Genomic DNA, 25737 nt, shown 5'->3' with positions numbered 1-25737 from the left:
GAGGATAACTCCATAAAGGGGTTATCCTCTTGTTGTCTAGGAAATTATAAAATTTGTACGGCTTTGGATAACTTAGATACAGAAATAGCCACGTCCGGCTCCAGCGCCCAGTGACTAGTAGACTTCCTTCACCTCATGACACGATAAAGAAGACTTGCCGATGGTGAAACCAGAGGCTTAGTCGCACTTATACCCTTGCGGTGAAAGTCAACATCAATTCGCTTACGCTAACCGCGTTTCCTTTATCTCTTACGGTAGTGGAATGTCCGATTAAAACCGCCGCTTTACGCGGCAACATCGGACCACCTGGCATGGCCAGGCGCAGTCTATACGTCACTAAACGGGCGCTTGCGCCTTTGTTGTTTTCATTCTCTTTTGTCCTTCTCTGCATATTTCCAATAGTGGACATTCCGGGCAATTGGGATTTCTTGCTTTACAATGATATCTACCGAAAAATATCATGCGGTGATGAGTAATACTCCATTCTTCTCTTGGGATTTTTTTCATTAATGTTTCTTCTACTTCAATAACAGAATCTTTCCACCTACAAATCCCTAGTCTCTTTGAAACTCGTTCCACATGTGTATCAACAGCAATTGCCGGTTCATTAAAAGCTATGGAAGCAACAACATTAGCAGTCTTTCTTCCAACACCTGCAAGTGTCATTAGTTCTTCTTTTGTTCTTGGTACCTCTCCTTGGTATTTATCTACCAAGACTTGGCAAAGCTTTCGAATATTTTTCGCCTTATTTCGATATAACCCTATAGATTTAATATCGTCTTGTAATTCTTCCAATGATACAGCTAAATAATCTTCAGGTGTTTTATATTTTTTAAATAAATTTTCCGTAACTTTGTTTACTAATTTATCTGTACATTGTGCTGAGAGTAATACGGCAATGACTAGTTCAAAAGGATTAGAGTGATTTAGCTCCCCTTTTGCTTCAGGAAACATTTCTGCCATTTTGTCCAAACAAAATCTTATTTGCTTTTTATTTAGCATATCTTACTAATCTTCCCCTTCTAACCAATTATAATAAATAGATGTATCGCTTTTTTTAGGAGCATTTTCTTGTTTTATTGTTTGTTGACCATGATAATTTCTACTTTGTTTTCTGGCTTGGTCAACTGTATGAATTCCCTTCTTCTTCCACTCCCTAAGAATACGATCAATATATTTAAAATTTAATTTACCCATAAGTACAGATTCGCGTAATCCGGCTTTAATTAAAGCTGGTTCAATTTGATCCTCGTCTAGCCACCCATTAATCATTTCTATTTCGAAAGGTGATAAAGGTCTACCAAATTCCTGTTCAAATAATATAAAAATGGTTCCATCTGAACTTTCCTTCTCTTCTAATTCCTTACTATATAATTGATCAAATAATGGTTGTAAGGAATAAGACTCACTTAAAATATGCTGTTCATTCTCTTTTTGTTCAATCGTAAGTAGATTTTTTTGAATCAATTTTCGTAAAATCTGTGCACATTGTTTCTCGTCAATCGACATATGATTTGCAATTTCATTTGGTGTGGGAAAATCATTATTTTGTTTCAAAAAATTAAATAATTGAAGGATGACCATTGTTTCTACTTCTGTTAAACCTAAGAATCTGTAATGCTTGAGTAATTCAACAGGAATAGGAATTTGATCAAACAAAACTTGTTGAATTGAATAAGACTTTGACATGTAAAGCACCTCATTACTAGTATATCACAAAAACGAATAAATCCCTTGCTTAGGCAAGGGATTTATAATGTATGATGAAGTCGATTTTAACTGAATCACAGGTTTTATAATTAAAATATTATTACTTATTTTGATGATTTAAAACAAATCGTTTGATTCGTTTTGCTGCTTCAACTAACTCATCCATTGCTAACGCATAGGACAAACGTACATTGTCATCAAAGCCGAATCCAGAACCAGGAACAAGTGCCACTTTTTCCTCTTCTAAAATTGCTTTAACCCACTCATCTGTATTAGAAAAGCCATTCATTTTCACCGCTTCTTTGACGTTAGGAAAAACATAGAAAGCACCTTTAGGTTTTTTACATGTAATTCCAGGGATTTCCGTAATTAAACGATAGATGGTATCTAATCTTTCGGCAAATGCTTTTTTCATTTCATTTATTGCACTTTCATCGGCTTGATATGCAGCAAGGGCCGCAAATTGTGCAATCGAAGTTGGATTAGAAGTGGAATGAGATGCTAAATTCGTCATTGCTTTAATAATTTCTTCTGGTCCTGCAGCATATCCAATTCTCCATCCAGTCATTGAATGCGACTTAGAAACACCATTAATAACTACTGTATTTTCCTTCAATTCAGATGAAATAGAAGCAATAGACACGTGCTCGTCAGAAGTATAAATTAGTTTTTCATAAATCTCATCAGAAATAATCAAAATATTATGGTCTAAACAAACTTTTCCTAGAGCTTCTAATTCTTCTTTACTATACATCATACCAGTTGGATTACTTGGTGAGTTAATAACGACGGCTTTTGTTCTGTCTGTAACTGCCTTCTTCAATTCACCTGGAGTTAATTTAAATTCATTTTCCTCTAACGCAGAAACAAATACAGGAGTACCTCCAGCTAATTTCACTTGTTCAGGGTAACTAACCCAGAAAGGAGCAGGTATAATTACTTCATCTCCGTCGTTTAATAACACTTGAAATAATGTGTATAATGCATGTTTAGCACCTGAGGTTACGATAATTTCATTTGTGGAATAGGAAAGCTGATTATCTTGTTTAAACTTACGGACAATCGCTTCTTTTAATTCCATTATTCCCCCTGCAGGAGTATATTTAGTCATTCCGCTATCCATTGCTTCCTTAGCAGCTTCTAAAATATAATCTGGTGTATTAAAGTCTGGTTCCCCAGCACCTAATCCGATCACATCATAGCCTTGTTTTTTCAATTCTTTGGCTTTAGCTGTTATAGCTAATGTCGATGATGGTGTTAACGTTTCTACTCTTTTGGATAATTCCATGTCTATGTCTCCCCTCTTTAGTCAAACATCCGATTAAATCGATATTGCTCATATGACGAACCATCGTGAATGGAAAAGTAATCTAAAACATAGCGATCATTCTCGTCATAATATGTAATCTCCCATAGTAATTGATCATTTATCAGGGCAGGAGAAATTTTATTTAGTTCACAATTAGCACAATTTTTTTGCCAACTTTGTAAGATTTGTTCTTTAGGAATGATTTCTGACATGCTAATTGTTGTAATGTCCTTTTCCTTCCCTTTTAATGGATAAAAGATAATTTGTTCTTCCCCTTTTTTATCACTTCCATAAACTAAATGGTATGCTTCATCTCCATGGTATAACTCGATCTTATCTACCTTGGTAATAGGTGTTTGCTCCAAAATCACTTCTTTGGTTTGCTCAAAATTCGCTGTTTTATTTTTCATTGTACCTAGATATAAATATACACCAAAAATGACAGCAACTACAATGATTGCAATAAAAATTATGAAAGACTTTTGTATCCAATTAAGTCCTGTAGATTGTGAAAACTGCTTGTTTTTCATTTTCCTCATCCAATGCTAATCCGAACATTAAATCATCACCCTTTAGAGTTCGATTTAAAATGTCGACGATTTTATAAATTTCTGATGAATGCTCTAATTTGACTGTGGCAAGTGTCTTAGTTTTATGTTGATCCATCATATACCTCCGATTAAAAGTTCCTCATCCATTATCAAAATTTGCTAATTATAGATCCAATAAAACAGTGAACAATAATATTAGTTGATATTATGAAGATGAAGCATCTTTAGTATACCAATTTTAAAAATGATTTGCTTTATTTTATAAAATTTCAACAAAAAATTTCTACACCCCTACCATTACAAAAAACATTTATACTGATGCTCCTGCATCAGTATTTTTTTTAAAATAATTAAGTTTACTTTGGAAGTTCATCTAATTTCCTACGAAAGGCTTGTTCAAAACCATTTTTTAGCTTTTTCCATAAGCTCATTCGTGGAATCAAACGTAATAGGTACTTCTGGAATAGAATTTATAAAATATTTTCCATACCGCGCTTTTATTACCCTAGCATCACAAACAAAAACAATTCCACGGTCATTGGAAGATCGTATTAATCGACCAAACCCTTGCTTAAAACGAATAACAGCATTTGGTAGCGAGTATTCCATGAAAGGATTTTTACGTTTTGTTTTTAAATAATTAGCTTTTGCTTCATAAACCGGATGGTTAGGTGGTTGAAATGGTAACCTAACAATCATTAAACAAGAAAGGTCATCACCCGGTATATCGACTCCTTCCCAAAAAGAGCTGGTTCCTAAAAGTATAGATTGGTTAAAGGATTGGAAGTTTTTCTTTAATCTTGATCTACTTCCACTTGTTATCCCCTGTGCAATAAGCATATATTGACCCATATCCATTTTCTCTTTAAGTATTTTATACGACTGTTTTAACATATCATAAGATGTAAAAAGTACTAACATTCTTCCGTCAGTAATATTAGCCAAATCTAAAATGGTTTCACTTGTAGCCAATATAAAATCATCCATGTTCCTGTAATTAATTTCTGGAAAATCATTTGGTATCAATAATTGTACTTGATCTCGATACGAAAATGGTGAGGTTATTTTTTGAGTAATGTAAGGTTTATTTGATAAACCTAACCTTTCCACCATAAAAGAGAAGGAATTAGCCATTGTTAACGTAGCACTAGTTAAAATAACACTTTCCTTTTCATCAAAAAATTGCTCAGCAAGAAGTGATGAAATATCTGTCGGTTCACAATATAAGTAAACAGCATTGTTCTTTCCTTTTGTATCGATTTCAATCCACTTCGCCTGTGGAATGTCTATATCTGAGATAATTAAAATTTCAAGACTATCAATGAAGTTTTGTAATAGAACTTTTAATCCATTTAAATCTTCTTTATCATATTTGTCTAGCCATTCTTCCTGATCAAATTTTTGTTCTAAAGATGAGATAACGTGAATTAAATCTCTAAAATAAAACGTTAATCTTGTTGCCATCTCCGTAATAACATTCCAAGTTTTATAGTCCTCTTTTTCCTTTTCATATCGATATTGAACTCTTCCTATATCACTTAAAGCCATATCTCTTCTCATACCGAGAACATAATGATACAGAGTTCGGAATAATTCTTCTACTTCATATTTAGTGGAATCGAGAATATCATCCCATTGCTTCATAAGATTTTCTACTTGTAACGCATAAGGGGCTATAACTTTTCCAAGTAATTTATTATTTTCATGGGAATGTCCAATTTGATTTAGTGTATACTGAATCGTTATATAGTCTAACTTTAACCCATAATGATGTGCTGCCGTTTCTTCAAAATGATGGGCTTCATCAATTATTACCTTTTTATAGGGTGGTAAAAATTGGTTATCATTAAATATATCCGTGCATAATAGAGCGTGATTCGTAATAATAATATTAGCTTGCTGAGCTCTTCTTTTCGCTTTTTGATAATACGATTTAGAAAACCACGGGGAATAAGGATCTAAAACACCTTCTGACTCTGTTGAAACATTTTTATAAAATAAATAACCACTAGCAGGTAAGTTTATCTCATCTATGTCCCCTGTCTCCGTTTCGGTAAGCCATACTAATATCATTGCTTTTGTTAAAATAATATCGTAATTATCTTTATTACCATGTTGCAATTCATGAGCAAATTTTTCTAAGCTAATATAATGACTTTTTCCCTTTAATAAGGCAACCTGAAATGGAAAAGGTACGATTTTTTCAAGTAATGGAATGTCTTCATCGAGTAATTGGGATTGAAGCTGAGTCGTGTAAGTACTAATAATAATCCTCTGTTTTGATTTAACAGAGTTATGGATAGCCGGTATTAAATAGGCTAATGACTTTCCTGTACCCGTTTCTGCTTCGATTAGGGCATGTTTTTTTCCTTGAAAAGAATCAAAGACGGCTTCAGACATTTCCCTTTGTCCCATTCTTTTTTCATAATGATTCATATTTTGCTGTAATGTCCCGTTTTCTTCGTATATAACGTCCAGAAAATCTCCAAACGACTGGATATCCGTACTGCTGGGTTGGGCAATACTTTCTGTCTTTTTAAACGCCAAACCTTGAAAAACTTCCACATTTGCATCCTCTTCTGTTGAAAACGCCAATTCCTTTAGTCTATTGGATAATAAACTAGTTAAATCAGACTTAAACATGTTTTCTAGTTTAAGTAATGTATCCAATGTCTCATATGGAAGCGAAAATAACTTTTCTTTTAACTTCAAAAGTATTTTCGCTGTAACATAAGCATCTGATAATGCCCGATGTGGATCGTCATGATAAATATCCAAAAATTCAGCTAACTGGCTCAACTTATAACTCGGTGATTGTGGGAACAAAATACGAGATAATTCTACTGTATCAATTATTGGATTATTTAGGGCGTTTTTTCCACTATTCCTCAATTCCGCATTTAAAAAACCTAAATCGAAAGGTACATTATGTGCAACAAGGTAACTATCCTTAAATAAAGAAATAATTTCATCAGCTTTATCATGAAAAAAAGGCGCATCTTTCACGTCTTCATTATTTATTCCGGTAAGATTAGTTATGAAAGGTGGAATAGATTTATTTGGATTAAAAAAACTTGACTTCGTTTCTATTATCTGGTCGTTTTCAATGACTACAATACCCGCTTCAATAATCTTATCGCCATTTACTGGGGAATGACCAGTTGTTTCTAAATCAATGACAACATATCTGTTTTCCATTATTTAGTCCACCTACCTTTCTAAATCCTGAATGAGCCGGATTCTATTGCAACCTCTTTGTTAATCTTTAAACCAATCGATTTCAGCTGAATACAGTGTTGTTCTATTTCCATCCATATCTTTGGTAATAAGTGCCCCATCATTCGTTATTCCGAGAAATGGAGCTTTCCAATGACTTTTCATTGTTTTTATTGAAATCTCTTTTCCCATTTTAAAACCATAAGTTTCCCATTTTTCTTTAATATCTGTAAAACCATGTTCTAAATAATAATCATATGTTTTTTCAAATGTAACTAATATTTCTTGAATTAAATCATTTAGTTTCCATTCTATATCTGTTTCCACCCTTAGTGATGTTGCTTTGTAGTTTATATTTTCTGGTAGTTCTTCGATTGTATGATTTACATTTAGCCCAAAGCCGACAATAACATACCATATTCGATCTTGTTCAGCTTGCATTTCAGTTAATATACCTGCTGTCTTCTTACCGTTAATTAAGATATCATTTGGCCATTTAATTTGTGGTTCAACGTGAACATAGTTACGAAGAACATCAGCCAATACGGTTGCAGTTAATAATGTTAATTTTGGTGCTTCTTGAGGAGGGATTTCCGGCCTTAAAATCATACTAAGCCAAACCCCTTTCCCGCTTGTAGATTGCCAATTACGAGTGATTCTACCTCTCCCTTTAGTTTGTTCATCCGCAACTATCACAGTTCCATTTATTGCATTATTTTGTGCCTCTTCATGGGCTACCGTTTGGGTGGATGTTACTGTATCAAAATGCTTAATATTTTTACCTAGCCATTTTGTTTTTAATCCCCATTTAATCGTATTTTCACTCATTTTATCTGGAAATTTAATAATTCGATAACCTTTGTTAGACTTACCTTCTATCACATAACCATCTTTTTTTAATTCGTTTATATGTTTCCAAATCGCACTTCTTGAAATATTTAATTCATCCGATAACATTTGACCGGAAATATATTGATCATTATTTTTTGATAAAAGATTAATTAATTTATTTCGGGTGGATTCCATTTTATCCAATCCTTTATATCATTTTTTCTATTTTTCAGATTACCAAAAACAATTTCCTTTTCAACCATCGTTAATAATTTTTGAATCCACGGTCCTTTTTTTATATTTGGGTACCAGGATATTAAATCATTACCGTTAACACATAGTTCTTGACGAGACTGTATCGGTAAATCGTTGTATACCTTGTCCAAATCATTTTCATCCAGTAATGCAGGATGAAAATTATTCATGATATTGGTAAATCCCTTATAATACCTTCGATCAAGCGTATATACGAGCCATTTATCAATTCCGTATTTTTCAAATAAGGAATAGGCTTGCACAATAGCAACAGCTTCCTGTTTAACTTGATTGGAACATTTCCATTTCTTCACCCATTCTACCACACTAACTCTTGTATCTAATAAATGAAAAAACGCTATAATTTCGCCAAATGAATGTAAAGGTTGTATCGAATCCGGGACTTTATAGATTAAATCTGGAATATCTGCAAAAATAGGCAGATACTTATAACTTTCAGATTCCTTCATATAATGAATTCCATTTTTTAGATAATAACCTGCGAACAATTTACCAAATTCCTTTGTGATTCTTTCAATTGCTAAATTAGATATATCTTCACTTACTTCTTTCATCTCTTTTAGTGTCTGCGGATCGATCTTAAAACCGAGTTGACTTGCAAACCTTAACGCTCTAATAATTCGTAGAGAATCTTCCTTAAAACGTTCATAGCCATTTCCAACTGTTCTGATAACCTTTTTTTGAATATCTTCTTTTCCGCCAAAGAGATCAATAATATTACCTTTAATATCCATTGCTAATGCATTTATCGTAAAATCTCGCCGTTCTAGGTCCTTATCTAGTTGATTTATAAAAGTAACGGAATCAGGGTGACGTTGGTCTGAATATCTTCCTTCCACGCGGAAAGTAGTTACTTCATAAGGTACATCATCATAGACAACAATGACGGTGCCGTGTTCAATCCCAACTGGAATAACTTTTGGGAAAATTTGTTGAATGGTAGTTGGAGTTGCAGAAGTTGTAATATCTACATCCCCAATTGGTCGCTTTAATAAAAAATCACGAACACAACCACCAACGTAATAAGCTTGATGGTCATGTTTTTCAATATTTTCTATAACCGGCCTTGCTTTTATAAATGGCTCACTAATCATTCCACTCACCATTTCTTATTTTTTTATTACATCGAAATATAATTTTGTATACTGGTTAACAATTTGTTCAGATTTAAAAGTTGTTTTGGCATGATTATAGGCATTTTTGGAAAACTGTTCTAACTTTTTATCGTCTTCAAACAATTTAATCGCATAATTCGATGCCTGTTCAATATTTCCAGATTTAACGATAAAACCTGTTTCTTCATGTTTAATAACTTCAGGAATTCCTCCAACATTTGTTCCAATACAAGGAACTTTACATGCCATTGCTTCTAACAATACTAGGCCGAAGCTTTCTTTCTCAGACAGTAAGAGCATTAAATCAGATATGGATAATAAATCACTTATGTTATTTTGTTTTCCTAAAAACAATACGTCATCATTCAGTCCCAATTTATGTACTAATTGAACGATATCCGAATATTCCGGACCGTCACCGACTAAAAGTAACTTACTATTAACCTTACTTCTAATACGATTAAACGTCTTAACAATTAAATCCACTCTTTTTACTTTTCGGAAGTTAGATATATGGATAACCACTTTCTCATCAGCTGATATTCCAAATTCCCTCTTCAGCATTTTATTGTCCTTACGGTAATATTCTTGTTCATTTATAAAATTATAAATAACGGAAATATCTTTAGTCGTTTTAAGCATGTCTTTTGTTTGTTCTACTAGATTATTGGAAACGGCTGTTACAGCATCTGATTGTTCGATCCCATATTTAATCATTTTCTTAAAGGTATTATCTACTCCTAATACCGTAATGTCCGTTCCATGAAGTGTTGTTACAATTTTCACATCGTGCTCTGCCATCTCTTTTGCTAAAATGGCACAAATAGCATGTGGGACAGCATAGTGTACGTGTAAGACATCTAACTTTTCCTGATCAATCACATCTGCCATTTTAGTCGCCAAAGCTAAGTCATACGGTGGATATTGAAAAACAGGATAATGTCCCATTTCCACTTCATGATAAAAGATATTAGGGTAAACTTTATCTAAACGAAAAGGAAGACTTGATGTGATAAAGTGAATTTCATTGCCTTTTTCCGCAAGCATTTTTCCAAGTTCAGTAGCGATCACTCCTGAGCCACCGACTGTGGGGTAGCATGTAATTCCTATTTTCATATTTTTCTCTCTTCCTTTGTTTTTTTAATTCCAATTAAAGAAGTTGTTCAAAAAGTCCGGTGAATATGACACTTCGACGTTTCTAGGAACTTCTACTAAGATCGCACACGTCCTGCGCAAATACGTTTCTTACGTATTTACTGAACACGTTCCGGTACTCAAATGCTACGCCGCCTCGAACCTCGGTCCTCCTCATTCTCCTTTTGAACTCTCACTTAAATAACATTTTCCAACCCATAAACGAGCTCATTGAGTTCAAAAACTTTTTCCACAGAAAATTTAACTCCATCCATAAAAGAAGCACGATTAAATGAGTCATGTTTAATGGAAAGTAATTGTCCATCCCCACCAAAAATAACTTCTTGATGTGCAACAAGCCCAGGTAATCTAACACTGTGAATCCTCATGCCATCCATTTCTGCCCCACGTGCACCATTCAATGTTTCTTTTTCATCCGGATGACCTTGAGATTTTAACTCTCTCGTTTCTCTAATCATCTCAGCCGTTTTCACAGCTGTTCCAGATGGAGCATCTAATTTATTATCGTGATGCTTTTCGATAATTTCTACATCTGGCATATATTTTGCTGCCATTTGCGAAAATTTCATCATTAGTACAGCACCGATGGCGAAGTTTGGCGCAATAATTCCACCTAGGTTTTTATTTTTAGTTAATTCTTTGAGTTCCGTAATTTGCTCTTGAGAAAATCCTGTAGTCCCAATAACCGGTCTAATATTGTGTTCAATTGCTTTTTTAGTATGTACGTATCCTACCTCTGGTATAGTTAAATCAACTAGAACATCTGCTTCTACTGAATCAAAACACTCATCAATATCTTCAAAAATTGGTACATCCAGATTAGGGAATTGCGTTAGGTCCATTAATTTTTTTCCATTATTCTTATTGTCTAAGCATGCAACAAGACGGAAATTTTCTTCATTTGTAACCATTCTTACTGCCTCAGATCCCATTTTCCCACGTGGTCCTGCAATTATAATGTTAATCATCGTTAATTCCTCCAAATCATATTAGTCTATAGGTATCCATCGATCATATCTTTTGTTTTAAACTTCGTAATTGCTAAATCAAATACTTTAGATAGGTCGTTATAATCTTTCCCGTCTATATAAGTGTAACGAAGGCATTTACCTCAATTTCTTTTTGTATTGTAAATTGGTTTCTCTATTTCACTTACCTTTATTTAAGATATCTCTTTAATGTTAGCGAATTGAGGGCGATTTGACAAATCATATACTTCTATAAAAATGTTACATAGAAGCTAAATTTGTCTATACTAATAATAAAGTGAAAAATTTAAGGAAGAAATTTCTTCCTTACATGTTTAGGGAACCTAAAGACTTGATGGTTGCCATCATTATTTATTTATTCTACATCCTATGGAGACACGATAAACGGCTTAAAGATTAACAGGAGGAATTTTAAATGAGTATATTTGGTTTAAGGATTAAAAATATTTTATTTATTCTATTGGGTGCTGCTATTTTTTCATTTGGTATCGTTCATTTTAATATGCAACATAATTTAGGGGAAGGTGGATTTACAGGTATTACATTGTTGCTTTATTTTTTATGGGGAATCGATCCAGCTATAACAAATATCATTTTGAATATACCTGTATTTTTTATTGGTTGGAAATTTTTAGGTAGGAATACATTTATTTATACGATTATAGGTACCTTTGCAGTTTCCTTGTTTTTACGTTTATTTCAAATTAAACCATTTGTCATTCATTTAGAGCATGACATGTTCCTAGTTGCTTTATTTGCCGGAGTATTTATCGGAATTGGATTAGGAATTATATTTAGATATGGCGGAACAACCGGTGGTGTAGACATTATCGCACGTATCGTCAATAAAAATGTTGGATGGTCAATGGGACGAACGATGTTTCTCTTTGACTTAGTAGTTATTACAACCTCTATTTTTGTCATTCTAGAATTAAGTGAAGGAATGTATACGTTAGTAGCAGTATATGTCGCTGCAAGAGTAATTGATTTTTTACAGGAAGGTGCTTATTCTGCAAAAGGGGCGACAATCATCTCCGATCACAGTGATGAAATCGCAGAATTAATAAAAAAGAAAATGGATCGAGGAGTCACTGTTTTGGATGGACGTGGAAGCTATTCTGGTATAAAACGCGATGTTCTATACTGTATTGTAGGAAGAAACGAAATTGTTCGTCTAAAAAGTATTATTCGAAACGTAGACCCACACGCATTTGTTGCAGTAACAACCGTACACGATGTATTAGGAGAAGGATTTACGTTAGATGAAAATAAAAATCCTCTAACAGAATAATACGAAAAAAGGATGGTAAGCACCATCCTTTTTTAATCATCATTTGCAGCTACAAATATTAAAATAAACCTTACTAATTCTGCTACAGCTGTTAAAGCAGCAGCAACATATGTCATAGCAGCAGCATTGAGAACTTTTTTCGTCTCCCTTTCCTCATTATTCCGGATAATACCCGAGGAAACAAGTTGGGACATCGCTCTGTTTGAAGCATCGAATTCAACAGGTAAAGTAACAAGTTGAAACAGTACAGCGGCTGACATAAAAATAATACCTAAAAGAAGCCAATTCATTGCACCAAAAATTAAACCAGCAAATATAAAGAAAAATGATAAATTTGACCCAATATTTGCCACAGGTACTAAGGCACTTCTAAACCTCAAGAAAGCATATTCTTGTTCATCTTGGATGGCATGACCAACTTCATGCGCAGCGACTGCTGATGAAGCCATTGAATGACCATGATAATTGTCAGTAGAAAGTCTTACAACTTTTTTACGTGGGTCATAATGATCCGATAAAACTCCTTTTGTTTCTTCAATGCTTACATGATACAAACCGTTATCGTCTAATATCTTCCTTGCTACTTCTGCTCCGGACATATGCGAAGACGTCGGTTTTTTGGAGTATATTTTGTAGGCATTCTTAACTTTTGACTGTGCCCATAAGGGAATTATGAGTAAAAGAGCGATGTAAATGATATACCCTGCCATCTTCATTCCTCCATTAAAAATTTCTATCTTTCTTAAGGTCAATTTTAGTCAAATTAATAAATTTAGTCAATTATTATGACGATCTTTTTTATTATGCTTTTTTTCACCCTTATATTTTCTCCAACTTACATAAGATAATGTAATCCCAATACTTCCAGCAACAATAACTACCGCCCATATAATCGGACTCCACTCAAATATATTAATCGAGAAGAAACTTGCACGAATGGAACTTGCTTCTACTGTATGATTTCCTAGTTGAAATACGATTATCCCTATGAGCAATGTAAACGTTAACACACGATGCACTTTTTTATTATCCATAGAGATCACCCCACATACGTCTTAATTCAATGTATGTTATGGAGTTCTATTATATAACTAACTATCTTCTAGATATGCAACAAAGAATAAACGTTCTTATCCTACATAATTGCCATTAAGCCATTTGTCGAACCTATTAGCGAATCCCACGTTTTCTAATTATTTTTAACAGTTAATCCATAAGCAATCAAAATGGAAATAATACTTAACCAAAAAGTAAAATAACCTATACCATCCATATAATTATGTAAAGATGAATAGTTTGGCATCATTCCGAATACATAGTCGATGATATCATTATGTAAAACAAATATTGCTGCTACTGCGATATGCTTTAACTTTATTGTATAAAATGGCGCATATAGCAATCCCTGAATGGCCATACCTAAATGGGAGATAATTAACATATAACCTGTCCAATGTAAATAACCCTCTATTACTAGGGTGAAAATATTCATCACTACTGCCCAAATGCCATATTTGAATAAAGTTGTAATTGCTAAAGCCTCAATATAGGGTAAATGTTTATGGAAGATAAAAGCAATTAAAAAAATGGTGAAAAATAAACTAGCTGTTGGACTATCTGGAACAAATGGTAAGAAAATTGGTGGGGTGATTGCTAATTGATCTTTGTACCAATAGTACCCATAAATAGTCCCTAATAAGTTTACGAAAAATAATCCAATTAGAAAACGTTTGTCAAGTAATATCATTTTTAACATTTTCTCATCATTCCTTTATTGATAAAGTGTTACTTTACTAAGTCCTATCGTTATGTTTAGAAAACGTGGCATTCGCTATTACAGTTTAGTGATTGCATTAGTTGCACCTATACAGAGAGAAAGTTTCACACGTTCCTATTTACTAAATAAGAAGCACCTTCCTACTCAGTGAAGGTGCTTCTTATTTATCGTTTAATTATTCAGCTGATTCGTTAACTGTAACAATGAAATCGGCTAATTGTTCTAACTCTTCATCTGAACCAGTAAATATTCCTGCAGGCATTGATCCAGTACCATTAACTGCGATATCGGCAATTTCCTCTGCAGAATGTTCAGTACCAACTAGAGTCGGTGCTGCTGGTCCACCTTCTAATTCGCCACCATGACAAGTCATACAGCTGTTTTCATAAACAGCATACCCAGGATGATCCGTGTCAATTGTGACAGAAGATTGAGGAACTGGTTTATTTGCTTCAGCTCTTGCTTCCCAATCTACGTGAGAAGCAGATGTGTATGTTAACCAAATAGTTCCTATCAATGCTAGTATCATCATTCCCACTGCAATAGGACGTTGATGCGGCCTGCGTCCCGGCCCATTGTCCAAAAATGGAGCAAGTAATAATGACCCAAAAACAATACCAGGAATTCCAAGAATACCTAATAATACCCAATCTCCACTAGCAAATTCATATTTTAAAAGTTCATATAAGAATAAGAAATACCAGTCTGGTAGCGGTATGTATGCAGCGTCAGTTGGATCTGCCATTCCTTCTAATGGTGATGGATGTGCTAATGTTAAACAAAGAAATCCTACTAAGAATACTGCACCTACTAACCATTCTTTTAATAAAAAGTTGGGCCAAAATGCTTCGGTTCTACCAGGATATTCAGAATAATCTTTTGGTATCTGCGATGTTTTTTCCGAGGAGATACGAGAGTCTCCAACAAATTTCATACCTTTACCCCTATGCATGCTTTTCCCCTCCTTTTTATAGTGGTCCAGAAATACCTTGTCTACGGATTAAGATAAAGTGTGCAGCCAGAAGTCCGAATAATGCTGCTGGCAAGAAAAATACATGGATAGCAAAGAATCGAGTTAATGTCTGTGCCCCAACAATAGATGCATCCCCTGCTAACAATGTTTTTAATTGTGTCCCGATTAATGGAACTTGTTCAGCAATTTCTAAACCTACTTGAGTTGCAAAATATGCTTTGTTATCCCATGGTAATAGGTATCCAGTAAATCCTAGGCCTAACATAACAAAGAATATTAAAACCCCAACAATCCAGTTTAATTCACGAGGTTTCTTATACGCACCTTGGAAAAACACTCGCAACGTATGTAATAGTAACATTACAATAACAACACTTGCGCCCCAATGGTGCATTCCACGAACAATTTGGCCATGTGCTACCTCTGTCTGTAAGTAGTATACAGATTTCCAAGCGTTTTCAATATCCGGAACATAATACATCGTTAAAAACATTCCAGATAGGATTTGAATAACGACTACAAAAAATGTCAATCCGCCAAAACAATAAACAAATGCTGAAAAATGATGCGCTGGATTAACATGTTCAGGTACTTCGTGGTCAGCAATATCACGCCAAATAGGCGTAATATCTATACGTTCATCGATCCAATCATACATTTTTTGAAGCATAAACCATTACGCCCCCTTTCTTGATATTGTGTTACCTAAAAATAAAATCCCATCTCTTATTTCTTGCTCATAAATAGCTAATGGTGCAGTTGGTGGTGTACCAGGTATGTTTGTCCCATCTTTTTCATATCGACCATCATGACATGGGCAATAGAATTGGTTTGGATATTGTTCACTACCTTCCCAAGAAACAACACAACCGAGATGAGTACAAATCGGGGATAAAGCCACTATATCTCCATTATCGTCTTTATATACCCACGCAGAACGACTAGGCTCAGATTCATACCAACCATCTACCTGTGTAATTGTCCAATCCACACGTTGTGGTTCGCTTGTAATGTCGTCAACAGATATACCGACATTGACTAAGTCACCAGAAGTAGATTCCTTCAGCACAGGATCGATTGCCATTCGAAGCGGAGATACCAATAAACCTGCTGCCATAAACCCCCCTACACCTGTAAGCGTATAATTTAGAAACTGTCTTCGGGATACTTGTTGTTTTTTGTCACTCACGAATTTCCCCCCTCTTTTCCATTATCACAGACTAAATTTAATAAACAGATTACTAGGACAATACCAATGATAGCGCAATCTAATTATTCGGTCAATAAATAACCTAAAGTTATTACTTAATTTGTACTGAAAAGAACCTATTTTCAGGAATTTGCAATTTTTTTATTAGAGATAGTTCAAGAAAGGCGGTAAAAATGATACTTCGAATTTCTTACAAAAACTCTCATACTCCTATGTAGGGCAGCGTTGCAATGACGAATAATTGGAGTCCAAAGATGTTGTGTTTTTACCGACTCGATCCTTTTTGAACACACACTATTCATTTACCAATACGAACGAATTAGTTCACTTATTTCTGAAACCTGCCCACGAACCATTTGTTGTACTTCCTTAGATATTAAGTCTGAAGTCGGAAACCCTGGTAACCATATTAAAGTACCCTCTAAATCTTTTTCAACTTTTTTCCATTGCGAATCAAATGTAATGAAAAATATATGTTTAAAGGGCTGTTCCTGGACATTCGCCACCCATAAATTCAAGCGGTCTTTTTCCAGTTCTAAATCACTTGCTTTTATATAGTGATAATTAGGAGTTAATAAAAGCCTACCTGAGAGTTCCTTTTCCATTTCTGTTAGAAAAAGAGCAAGAGCCTCATTTTGAAATGAATCTTTTGATAGTTCTTGATCCTTAGCCATTTGAAATGGAATTAATGGGATGATTACCGTATCTATGTATTCTTTTGCTTCAACATATTGCTCCATGTCATTCTTTCTCCATTTCACCATACATCCTCCTTTCTGAACACGCATCTATTTGAAATTTCAATATACATCTTATCTTAAAACAAAAAAAAATCAACCTTATTGCTTTTGCAATCTGGGTTGATTAAACATTTTCTCTAATTCATTTAATTCCTTCGATAGTTTAATAAACTTCTCTTGATCCAATTCATCTAGAGCATTATCAATTTCTTGTTGAAGTATTTTCTTTTTATAATTAAAAACGGTTTTATCTAATAACTTTTTAGCCAATAATCTATCTTTTTTTGTAACAAAATAATCATCTGGTACGAATGGATTCTCTTCTATGACAGAAGCATAGTAAGCATGCTGATGGGACTTACTAAAGTTTAGTTGAATATATAAATCCTCGTCTTGATTCATACGAATATCATGAAATGACTTTTCAGCATCTGTCGTAACTATGTGATCTTTATAAAATCGAAAAGGAACCTCAGAAGAACATTGACTCGTTATCACTATACCTCTAGGACAAAACTTTACATCTCTAACAAAATGCACTTTGTTTAAGACTTGTTGATGGTTAAGAATATAATTCAATATCCAAACGCTCTCTCTTTTCTTTAATTGATAATTTTTTAAAAACCACTGAATAAAACTTTTTTTGTCTTGGCGAGAGATAGGAGTATTCATTTAGTTCCCTCCTTTAATCCATTATATATCGTCTTCACTTGTTTGTTTCAAACGATAAAGAAATTCTTCCATTTCAGCATCTAAAGGTACGATGGAAAGGTATGATTTTAATACTGGTATTGCTTGTTCTATCCTCCCTTCTTCCGTTAGAAAATAGCCATATTCTTTCAAGAAGTCACTATCTTGATTTAAACCATTATATGCTTCATTATAGTGTTTTAATGCATTATCAAATGATTCTATTTCATTATTTGCTCGGGCTAATTCCCAGTCATACAAGGAATCCACTGCTCCAGTTCTTTTTATTTCATTAAGCAAATCAATAATTTTCTCATGTTCATCCAAGTTTTTGTAATGATCCACCAAGGATAATACGGCTTGTTTATAATCTGGATCTAACGCAATTGCCTCTCTTAAATATGTTTCCACTTCTTTTGTATTATTTAGTTTATTGGCAACCATTGCTGTTATAAAAAATAATTCTTTATTAAATTCATCAAATTGCAGACCTTTTTGGGCCGTATGAACTGCTTCATCTAATCTCCCCTCATCTTCATACGCCTGTGCTAAATGTTGGTATACTGTGTGATAATACGGATCAAGCTCAACGACTTTTTCCCAAGCCTTTATAGCAATATCCACTCTGTCTGCTTGATATGCAATAATTCCATAACGATAAAGATAATCAGGATCTTTTTGATCATTGTCCTGATAGTAGGTTAAAGCTTTTTCGTATTCGCCAATCGCCGCATTTGCTTCTCCCAATCGGCTTAAAAGAGAAATGTTTCCCACTTCCTCCACTTTTACTTTTTCGTAGTATAAAATCGCCTTTTTATACTCTCCGATTGAAAAGTATAATTCCCCTAATGCAAAGTCAATAATTTCCTCGTTAGGTTCTAATTGTTTTGCTTTTAATAACTTCTGCTCAGCTACCTCAAATAACCCTTGTGCTTGATATAAATCTGCTAATTGGATTAGAGCTTGGGTATAAGCAGTATCCCCTTCGTTGACTTGATTCAGTAACTCCATAGCTTGTTCGTCTTCTTCTATTTCAATATAAATCTCTGCAAGTGTAATTAATATTTCACTTTCGGTAGGATATTTTTGCAGTAATTTATGTAAAATCGTGCTCGCTTCTTGTAAAAAACCTATTTGCATATACATTTGTGCAATCGTAAATTTTTCGTCATCACTTGCTTTTGACTCATACTGTTTTAATAATTGTATTGCTTTTTCGGCTTGATTATTCTCCAATAATTGATATGCTTCAAGTATGGTGTCCATTTGTACACTCATCCTTTCATTTGATTAAGTAAAACTTATAAGACGATCTATAGGTATATTATATTTTAATTAACACGCTTTGTCTCAGCTAGATTCTAACATAATATGAAAATTTTATTCTAAAAGGAAAAAGAGCCTACAAAAGGTAAGCTCTTTTTTAATTCTATATTAAGGAATTCAAATGATCAAAGAAACTTGGGTATGAGATAGATATGGATGATGCATCATCTATTGTAACATGATCGTTTGCAACTAGTGAAGCAATTGCGCTCATCATAGCTATTCTATGGTCGTGATATGCTAATACTTTTCCACCTTTTAAAGGGGTTTTTCCTTTGATAATCATACCGTCTTCTGTTCCTTGAATGTTTGCGCCTAAAGTAGATAATACATCAACTACTGCAGCAATTCTGTCTGTTTCCTTTACCCTTAATTCTTCTGCATCTTTAATGACTGTCTCCCCATTAGCTTGTGAAGCTAATAAGGCAATAATTGGAATCTCATCAATTAGTCTAGGAATAATATCTCCATCAATCGTTATTCCATTGAGTTCTGAATGGCGGATTGTAATGTCCCCAATCCATTCCCCACTAACCAATCGTTTATTTTTAATTTCAAGGTCTGCGCCCATTTTTATTAAAACATCTATAATCCCTGTTCTAGTTTCATTCAATCCTACATTTTTTAAGGTAATTTCGCTGCCTGGAACAATGGCACCTGCTACAAGGAAAAAAGCTGCAGATGAAATATCGCCTGGCACTTGTACATCTGAAGCAATTAGTTCGTTATTACTCGTTACCGTTGTAGATAAACCATTTCTAGTAATATCTGCTCCAAATGCTTCGAGCATATTTTCTGTATGATCTCTCGTTCCAATTTTTTCAATTACTGTCGTTTTACCCTCTGCGAATAAACCTGCTAGTAATACAGCGGATTTTACTTGTGCGCTTTTTACAGGTAATGTATATTCGATTCCTCTAAGCTTTTTTCCCCGAATAGAAAGTGGTAAAAGCTTACCATCATTTCTTCCATCAATCGTTGCATCCATTTCGCGAAGTGGGTTTACAACCCGATCCATTGGGCGCTTTGTAAGAGACTCGTCTCCATAAATGGTAGTAAATAGGTTTAATCCTGATAGTATTCCAAGCATTAATCTTGTTGTTGTCCCTGAATTACCAAAATATAAAGGCTCTTTTGGTTCCTCTAACGCAGAAAAGCCTTTACCATGAATCGTAACAGTGGATCCCTCTTGCGTAATCGGAACACCCATAGATTGAAAAGCATGAATCGTACGCAAACAATCTTCGCCATCTAAAAAGTTAGTGATTTTAGTTACACCATTGGCTAAGGAACCTAAAATAATCGCACGATGTGAAATGGACTTGTCACCAGGTACTTTTATCTCTCCAGATAAAGAATGATTACAAGGTGCTAGTGTTACTTCTGCCATGTTTCTTTTCACTTCCCTTACTTATTCTTGAATCGTTGCTTCGTATCCATGATTCGCTAAAATATTTAGGCTATTTTGTTGTGTTTCTTTTGTATAGAAGCTTAAACGTAATGCTCCAGTTATACCTTCCCTAATCTCTAAAATTTCAATGTTTTTAATACTTATCTTCATATTTGCTAACAGTAATACGATTGATGCAATAGCACCTGGTTTATCGGCAATATCAACATAAATATCATAAAAACCTGGAATCGCTCCCTTATCCTTAACAGGCAATCCATCTCGATAATTTTTGGCATTCGTTAAATATGTAATCATTTCTTGTTTTTCATTATTTTCAACAAGAGATTTTATATCTGTCATCTCTTGTATCCAGCCTTCTAATAATTTTAAAAGCTTCTTGCGATTATGATAAAAAATATCCTGCCATAACTCTGGATTACTGGAAGCAATCCTAGTAATATCACGGAATCCCCCCGCTGCAAGATTCGGTAAAAAAGAGTGAGTTTCTTGCCATTTTCTTGCTTGATGAACGAGTGATGAAGCAATTAAATGTGGAAAATGAGAGACAACCCCAGTCATTTCGTCATGTTCGTCTGAATTAAGTACAACAAATTGACATTTTGTTTGTTTTAAAATTTCTTTCAGAGTCTTTACATGTGCTTCTTTACTGCGTATAGATGGAGTAAGAACATAAATTGCGTTTTCAAACAAATGTTCCTTCGCTGCTTCCACCCCTTTTTTATGAGAACCGGCCATAGGATGCCCACCTATAAATACAACCTTCTCATTTTGTATTTGTTTCGCAGACTCTATGATAGATCCCTTAACGGATGATGTATCAGTCACAATTACTTCTTTCGTTAAAGAAATTGTATCTAGTTCCTTTAGTAATCTAATAGTTTCTGATATAGGAGCGGCAAGGATAATAATATCTGCATGTTGGGCTGCTTCACTGAAATTTGTACTAGCCTCATGAATCATTCCATTATGTAATGCAAATTCTAAGCTATCCTCTTTTACATCAAATCCTATAACATGATTTTCGTTTGTTTTTGATATATTGATTGCAAGAGAGCCTCCAATTAGACCTAATCCCGCAATTAAAATTGTTTGATTCAAACTTATTCACCCTTAATTAAATCTGGTCTTAGTTTTACTGCTTCATTATGATAAATATGATGGATTTCTTCCTGCGGTGTCGTTGTATTGGTTACCATCATGATCCGAATGCATCTTTCAAGACTGTTAGGTACATCGATTTCTGCCATACACATGACCGGAACATATTTCCACCCTTCAATAGTCCTTAATACTTTTGCGGGGAAAGTAGCCGTTAAATCTTTAGTGACAGAAATAAACACATGGGATACATCATGTGCTTGTACCCTATTTTCCTCTATCATTTCTTCTAGTAAGTTTTTTGTGACATCTAAAATTTCCTTTTCATCATTAGCAAGCGCTGTAGTTGCCCCACGTATCCCCCGCGTCATCTTATCACCTTTTCCATAAACGATTGTAAGTATGAATCGATTACTTCATCATCAAAATCTTTCACAGTTGGTTTACCGACTTTCTCCAATAAGACCATTTGTATTTTTTTATTCGTAGCTTTTTTATCCGATTTCATTCGTTCGACTAATTTTTTACTGGTACATTCCCTTATATCAAGTGGATAATCATTGTTTTTAAACCAAGTAAGTAAGGATTCAAGAGGTAAATCAACCTCAAACTCTTTATTGCTTACATATAGTGCAAACAACAAGCCTATTGCAACTGCTTCTCCATGAGTTAATTTTCCATAACTCAATTCTGCTTCAATTGCATGACCTAATGTATGACCTAAGTTTAAATATTTTCTCACACCCGACTCATTTTCATCTTCTTCCACAATTTTCGCCTTTACTTTAATACCAAATGATAAATGTTTCTTTAATTCATCTTTTGAAATTTCGTTTAATCGTATATTCATTAATTGATTAAAAGTAGACTCGTTAGAAATTAGAGCTTCTTTAACTAATTCAGCATATCCGGAACGTATTTCTATATCACTTAGTGTTGATAATGTTTCCACATCGTAAATAACAGCTACTGGGGAATTAAAGTTACCAATCATGTTCTTGCCGAGTTCATGATTAATAGCTACTTTTCCGCCCACACTACTATCATGTGCTAGAATGGTAGTAGGAACTTGGATAAAATCTATACCACGCATATATGTAGCAGCCACAAATCCAGCTAAGTCTCCTACAACTCCCCCACCTAAAGCAATTACAAGGGATTGACGATCTAATCCATATTGAATAGCATCCGTATGTAACTGATAAAAGACATCTATGTTCTTTGATTGTTCACCAGCCGGAATGATGGATACATAAACCTTCTCATTCGCTAGACTTTCTTTAACCGCATCAAGGTGTAATTTAGCTACCTTATCATCTGTGATAATTAAGATAGATGAATATTTTTTTGTTAAATATTGATGAAGGGTATATCTAATACCCTCACCAATCATTATTTTATATTCATGTGTACTGGACTTAACTTCAAGCTTTTCCATTAAAAGCACCTTATTTCTTCACGATATTCATCTATAGCCTTTTTAAGTTTTGAGAATTGATCATTAGGAAATTGCTCCGTTATCGCTTTAGCAAGTTCAAATGCCACAATATGTTCCATAACTACTGAAGCTGCCGGTACTGCACAAGCGTCCGATCTTTCAACAGTTGCTTTAAATGGTTCTTTCGTTTCAATATCAACACTTTGTAGAGGTTTTAACATGAGAGTTGGGATAGGTTTCATCACTCCCCGAACTACAATCGGCATTCCAGAAGTCATGCCACCCTCAAAACCACCTAATCGATTCGTTGTACGGTAGTAACCTTTGTCTTCACTCCAAGCAATTTCATCATGAACTTCACTACCATTTTTTCTTGCTGCTTCAAACCCAATTCCAAATTCAACGCCTTTAAAAGCATTGATACTCATCACAGAACCAGCTATCCTTGCATCTAGTTTGCGATCGTAGTGTACATAGGAGCCTATTCCTGCAGGCATTCCTTCGACATAAACTTCACAGATGCCACCAATCGAATCTCCAATTTTTTTAGTTTCATCGATTTTATCCATCATTTCTTTTTCGACATCTTTATCAAGTACCATTACTGGGGACTCCGAAGAAATAGATTTCCTCTCTTCAATCGATAAGGAATCCATATCTTTAGCACGAATTCCAGCTATTTCTTTGACATAGCCAACAACTTCAATTCCAAGTTGTTTAAGCAATGTTTTAGCAACAGCTCCAGCAGCAACACGAGCAGCCGTTTCTCTGGCAGAAGAACGTTCTAATACGTTTCGCATGTCACGATGCCCATATTTTAATGCACCGTTTAAATCAGCATGACCAGGTCTTGGTTTAGATACAATCCTTCTTACTTCTACATCATCAGAAATAGGATCTTCCCCCATAATATTCGTCCAATGTTTAAAATCATCATTACTAATAACAAGTGATATAGGGGAACCTAAAGTGTATCCATGACGAACCCCGCCAGTAATATTAACTAAATCTTTTTCGATTTGTTGTCTTTTCCCTCTTCCATGACCACCTTGTCTACGTAGTAATGATTCATTAATAACCTCTTTTGTAATGGGCATTTGTGCCGGTAAACCTTCTATTATAGTTGTTAATTGTTTTCCATGAGACTCTCCTGCTGTTAAATAACGCAACTTACATTCTCCTTTTCCACGCATATTATTAGAATGCTAAATATTTTCTAACTACTATAGCATATATTCTATTATTTGTGATAAAAATTTTAGAAATAAATTAACTTTTAATAGCTGAAATGTTAAACTAACAAAAATTAAATTTTCTGATAAAAGAACGTATCTATTAATTTAAAGTTATATTGGTCAGGATTAAAAATTTGTTCTGTACTTCCGACAAATAGAACTCCGTTTGGTTTAAGGCTTTTTCCAAAACCTTTATAAATCATATCCTTAGCTTCATCCGTAAAATATATCACAACGTTTCGGCAGACAATGAAATCCATATTTTTAGGATAGGGATCTGCTAATAGATTATGTTTTTTATATGTAATATCTTTTTTTAATGACGGATCAATATAAAACAGTTGATTTTTTTCTGTAAAATATTTTTTTACTAGTGGTTGAGGAAGGTCTTTTAAAGCCTGTTTTGGATAAATACCATCCTTTGCACGTTGTAATACATTCTCATCGATATCCGTTGCTAGAATTCTAACTCTTATATTAGGAAAATACTCGCGTAATAAAATAGCCAAACTATAGGCTTCTTCGCCTGTGGAACAAGCTGCACTCCAAATAGATAACGACTGATTATTTTTTAATAATAGGGGAAATATTATATTTTTTAATACTTCCCATCTTTTTGGATTACGATAGAATTCTGAAACGTTTATTGTTAATCGATCAATAAATTCATTTAGTAATTCGCCATTTGTTATTAATTCATTATAATAACTTTTAAAACTAGTAAAACCACGTTTATTTCTTAGTGTTGTGATACGCCTTCTCATTTGCGCTTCTTTGTATAAATGAAGGTTAATCCCTAATTTGCTATGTATTTGATTTATAAATTGATAATAGTCTTCCTCTATCATCAATGAACCACTCCCTATACTTTCCTACTAAAAAACCTCCGTCACATCAAACGGAGGTATACTAAACTAATATATCCAAGAACTATCTTGTTTCTCATAAGATAGTATTTCATCTTGGTTGAAAAATAGGTTGATTTCACGTTCTGCACTTTCTGGTGAGTCAGAACCGTGTATCACATTTTTCCCAACAGTTAATCCATAATCTCCTCTTACTGTTCCAGGAGAAGCTTCAGAAGGATTTGTTTTCCCCATCATATTTCGAGCCGTACTTATTACATTTTCACCTTCCCAAACCATTGCGAACACCGGTCCGGAAATGATGAATTCTACCAACTCTCCAAAGAAGGGCTTTTCTTTATGCTCTCCATAATGCTGTTCAGCTAGTTCTTGAGAAATAGACATCAATTTAGCACCCGCAAGTTTATAACCCTTTGATTCGAAACGGCTTACAATCTCTCCAATTAAGTTTCTCTGTACCCCATCTGGCTTAACCATTAAAAAAGTTTTCTCCATAAATCTACACCCCTATATGTATTATACTAGAC

At 34.2% G+C, this 25737-nt stretch carries 27 protein-coding genes; 1 reads left to right on the top strand and 26 read right to left on the bottom strand.

The window, feature by feature from the left end:
• Positions 1-336 precede the first annotated feature (336 nt).
• The 10 genes from nth to dapB form a co-directional block, all read right to left on the bottom strand.
• On the bottom strand, positions 337-1002 hold the full coding sequence (nth, locus tag ACFQ18_RS08085; RefSeq protein WP_204798106.1) for an endonuclease III: 666 nt from the start codon (positions 1000-1002) through the stop codon (positions 337-339).
• Positions 1003-1008: 6 nt separating this feature from the next.
• Positions 1009-1689 carry a DnaD domain-containing protein gene (locus tag ACFQ18_RS08080; protein ID WP_047185040.1) on the bottom strand — a complete coding sequence of 227 codons (681 nt, stop codon included), beginning with the start codon at positions 1687-1689 and terminating at the stop codon, positions 1009-1011.
• A gap of 121 nt (positions 1690-1810) precedes the next feature.
• Positions 1811-2998, bottom strand: coding sequence for a pyridoxal phosphate-dependent aminotransferase (locus tag ACFQ18_RS08075; protein ID WP_047185039.1), 1188 nt, complete (start codon positions 2996-2998; stop codon positions 1811-1813).
• 17 nt (positions 2999-3015) lie between these two features.
• Positions 3016-3549 carry a cell wall elongation regulator TseB-like domain-containing protein gene (locus ACFQ18_RS08070; RefSeq protein ID WP_145542865.1) on the bottom strand — a complete coding sequence of 178 codons (534 nt, stop codon included), beginning with the start codon at positions 3547-3549 and terminating at the stop codon, positions 3016-3018.
• Entirely contained in the window at positions 3512-3685 is a 174-nt protein-coding gene (locus tag ACFQ18_RS08065; RefSeq protein WP_083452534.1) for a YpmA family protein, read from the bottom strand. The genes ACFQ18_RS08070 and ACFQ18_RS08065 overlap by 38 nt, the downstream gene beginning before the upstream one ends.
• 281 nt (positions 3686-3966) lie before the next feature.
• A complete protein-coding gene (dinG, locus tag ACFQ18_RS08060; RefSeq protein WP_204798105.1) occupies positions 3967-6768 on the bottom strand; it encodes an ATP-dependent DNA helicase DinG in 2802 nt (933 codons plus the stop codon).
• 60 nt (positions 6769-6828) lie between these two features.
• Complete coding sequence (locus ACFQ18_RS08055; protein WP_204798104.1) at positions 6829-7812, bottom strand: biotin--[acetyl-CoA-carboxylase] ligase; 984 nt, start codon at positions 7810-7812, stop codon at positions 6829-6831.
• Entirely contained in the window at positions 7788-8987 is a 1200-nt protein-coding gene (locus ACFQ18_RS08050; RefSeq protein ID WP_204798103.1) for a CCA tRNA nucleotidyltransferase, read from the bottom strand. The genes ACFQ18_RS08055 and ACFQ18_RS08050 overlap by 25 nt, the downstream gene beginning before the upstream one ends.
• Before the next feature lie 15 nt (positions 8988-9002).
• The gene (gene bshA / locus ACFQ18_RS08045; RefSeq protein ID WP_060668274.1) at positions 9003-10124 is read right to left on the bottom strand and encodes an N-acetyl-alpha-D-glucosaminyl L-malate synthase BshA; all 1122 of its coding nucleotides are present in this window, start codon (positions 10122-10124) and stop codon (positions 9003-9005) included.
• A 215-nt stretch (positions 10125-10339) separates the two neighbouring features.
• Positions 10340-11131, bottom strand: coding sequence for a 4-hydroxy-tetrahydrodipicolinate reductase (gene dapB, locus ACFQ18_RS08040; RefSeq protein ID WP_047185033.1), 792 nt, complete (start codon positions 11129-11131; stop codon positions 10340-10342).
• A 436-nt stretch (positions 11132-11567) separates the two neighbouring features.
• On the opposite strand from dapB, the gene ACFQ18_RS08035 reads away from it, so the two are divergent.
• Positions 11568-12443, top strand: a complete 876-nt coding sequence (locus ACFQ18_RS08035; protein ID WP_204798102.1) for a YitT family protein — start codon at positions 11568-11570, stop codon at positions 12441-12443.
• 32 nt (positions 12444-12475) lie between these two features.
• Here the strand turns inward: ACFQ18_RS08035 and ACFQ18_RS08030 are convergent, their stop codons facing one another.
• The 16 genes from ACFQ18_RS08030 to ndk all read right to left on the bottom strand — a co-directional run bounded on the left by ACFQ18_RS08030 (position 12476) and on the right by ndk (position 25705).
• Positions 12476-13153 (bottom strand): zinc metallopeptidase, encoded by a 678-nt coding sequence (locus ACFQ18_RS08030; RefSeq protein WP_379566110.1) that lies wholly within the window; start codon positions 13151-13153, stop codon positions 12476-12478.
• 66 nt (positions 13154-13219) lie between these two features.
• The gene (locus ACFQ18_RS08025; protein WP_047185031.1) at positions 13220-13477 is read right to left on the bottom strand and encodes a sporulation protein YpjB; all 258 of its coding nucleotides are present in this window, start codon (positions 13475-13477) and stop codon (positions 13220-13222) included.
• Positions 13478-13632: 155 nt separating this feature from the next.
• The gene (locus ACFQ18_RS08020; protein ID WP_047185030.1) at positions 13633-14199 is read right to left on the bottom strand and encodes a DUF1405 domain-containing protein; all 567 of its coding nucleotides are present in this window, start codon (positions 14197-14199) and stop codon (positions 13633-13635) included.
• A 196-nt stretch (positions 14200-14395) separates the two neighbouring features.
• Positions 14396-15172 (bottom strand): menaquinol-cytochrome c reductase cytochrome b/c subunit, encoded by a 777-nt coding sequence (locus tag ACFQ18_RS08015; RefSeq protein WP_047185029.1) that lies wholly within the window; start codon positions 15170-15172, stop codon positions 14396-14398.
• A gap of 16 nt (positions 15173-15188) precedes the next feature.
• Complete coding sequence (gene qcrB, locus ACFQ18_RS08010) at positions 15189-15863, bottom strand: menaquinol-cytochrome c reductase cytochrome b subunit (RefSeq protein WP_047185028.1); 675 nt, start codon at positions 15861-15863, stop codon at positions 15189-15191.
• A gap of 6 nt (positions 15864-15869) precedes the next feature.
• Positions 15870-16382, bottom strand: a complete 513-nt coding sequence (locus tag ACFQ18_RS08005; RefSeq protein ID WP_047185027.1) for a QcrA and Rieske domain-containing protein — start codon at positions 16380-16382, stop codon at positions 15870-15872.
• Positions 16383-16705: 323 nt separating this feature from the next.
• A complete protein-coding gene (locus ACFQ18_RS08000; protein WP_244986888.1) occupies positions 16706-17167 on the bottom strand; it encodes a DUF2487 family protein in 462 nt (153 codons plus the stop codon).
• A gap of 75 nt (positions 17168-17242) precedes the next feature.
• The gene (locus ACFQ18_RS07995) at positions 17243-17815 is read right to left on the bottom strand and encodes a ReoY family proteolytic degradation factor (protein WP_047185025.1); all 573 of its coding nucleotides are present in this window, start codon (positions 17813-17815) and stop codon (positions 17243-17245) included.
• 21 nt (positions 17816-17836) lie between these two features.
• Positions 17837-19099, bottom strand: coding sequence for a tetratricopeptide repeat protein (locus tag ACFQ18_RS07990; RefSeq protein WP_047185024.1), 1263 nt, complete (start codon positions 19097-19099; stop codon positions 17837-17839).
• Between the two features lie 163 nt (positions 19100-19262).
• Positions 19263-20549 carry a 3-phosphoshikimate 1-carboxyvinyltransferase gene (gene aroA / locus ACFQ18_RS07985; RefSeq protein WP_047185023.1) on the bottom strand — a complete coding sequence of 429 codons (1287 nt, stop codon included), beginning with the start codon at positions 20547-20549 and terminating at the stop codon, positions 19263-19265.
• Between the two features lie 21 nt (positions 20550-20570).
• Complete coding sequence (locus ACFQ18_RS07980; protein ID WP_047185022.1) at positions 20571-21671, bottom strand: prephenate dehydrogenase; 1101 nt, start codon at positions 21669-21671, stop codon at positions 20571-20573.
• A gap of 2 nt (positions 21672-21673) precedes the next feature.
• Positions 21674-22042, bottom strand: coding sequence for a chorismate mutase (gene aroH / locus ACFQ18_RS07975; protein ID WP_047185021.1), 369 nt, complete (start codon positions 22040-22042; stop codon positions 21674-21676).
• Complete coding sequence (aroB, locus tag ACFQ18_RS07970) at positions 22039-23109, bottom strand: 3-dehydroquinate synthase (RefSeq protein ID WP_047185020.1); 1071 nt, start codon at positions 23107-23109, stop codon at positions 22039-22041. Before aroB ends, aroH begins: the two co-directional genes overlap by 4 nt.
• Complete coding sequence (aroC, locus tag ACFQ18_RS07965) at positions 23109-24278, bottom strand: chorismate synthase (protein ID WP_047185019.1); 1170 nt, start codon at positions 24276-24278, stop codon at positions 23109-23111. Before aroC ends, aroB begins: the two co-directional genes overlap by 1 nt.
• Positions 24279-24415: 137 nt before the next feature.
• Positions 24416-25192 carry a CheR family methyltransferase gene (locus ACFQ18_RS07960; protein WP_047185018.1) on the bottom strand — a complete coding sequence of 259 codons (777 nt, stop codon included), beginning with the start codon at positions 25190-25192 and terminating at the stop codon, positions 24416-24418.
• Positions 25193-25258: 66 nt separating this feature from the next.
• Complete coding sequence (gene ndk / locus ACFQ18_RS07955; RefSeq protein WP_047185017.1) at positions 25259-25705, bottom strand: nucleoside-diphosphate kinase; 447 nt, start codon at positions 25703-25705, stop codon at positions 25259-25261.
• Positions 25706-25737: the final 32 nt, after the last annotated feature.

This window comes from Oceanobacillus caeni, assembly GCF_042678465.1.
Taxonomy (GTDB): domain Bacteria; phylum Bacillota; class Bacilli; order Bacillales; family Amphibacillaceae; genus Oceanobacillus; species Oceanobacillus caeni.
Note: the sequence above shows the minus strand (reverse complement) of the source record. Positions and strands in the feature narration are given on the sequence as shown.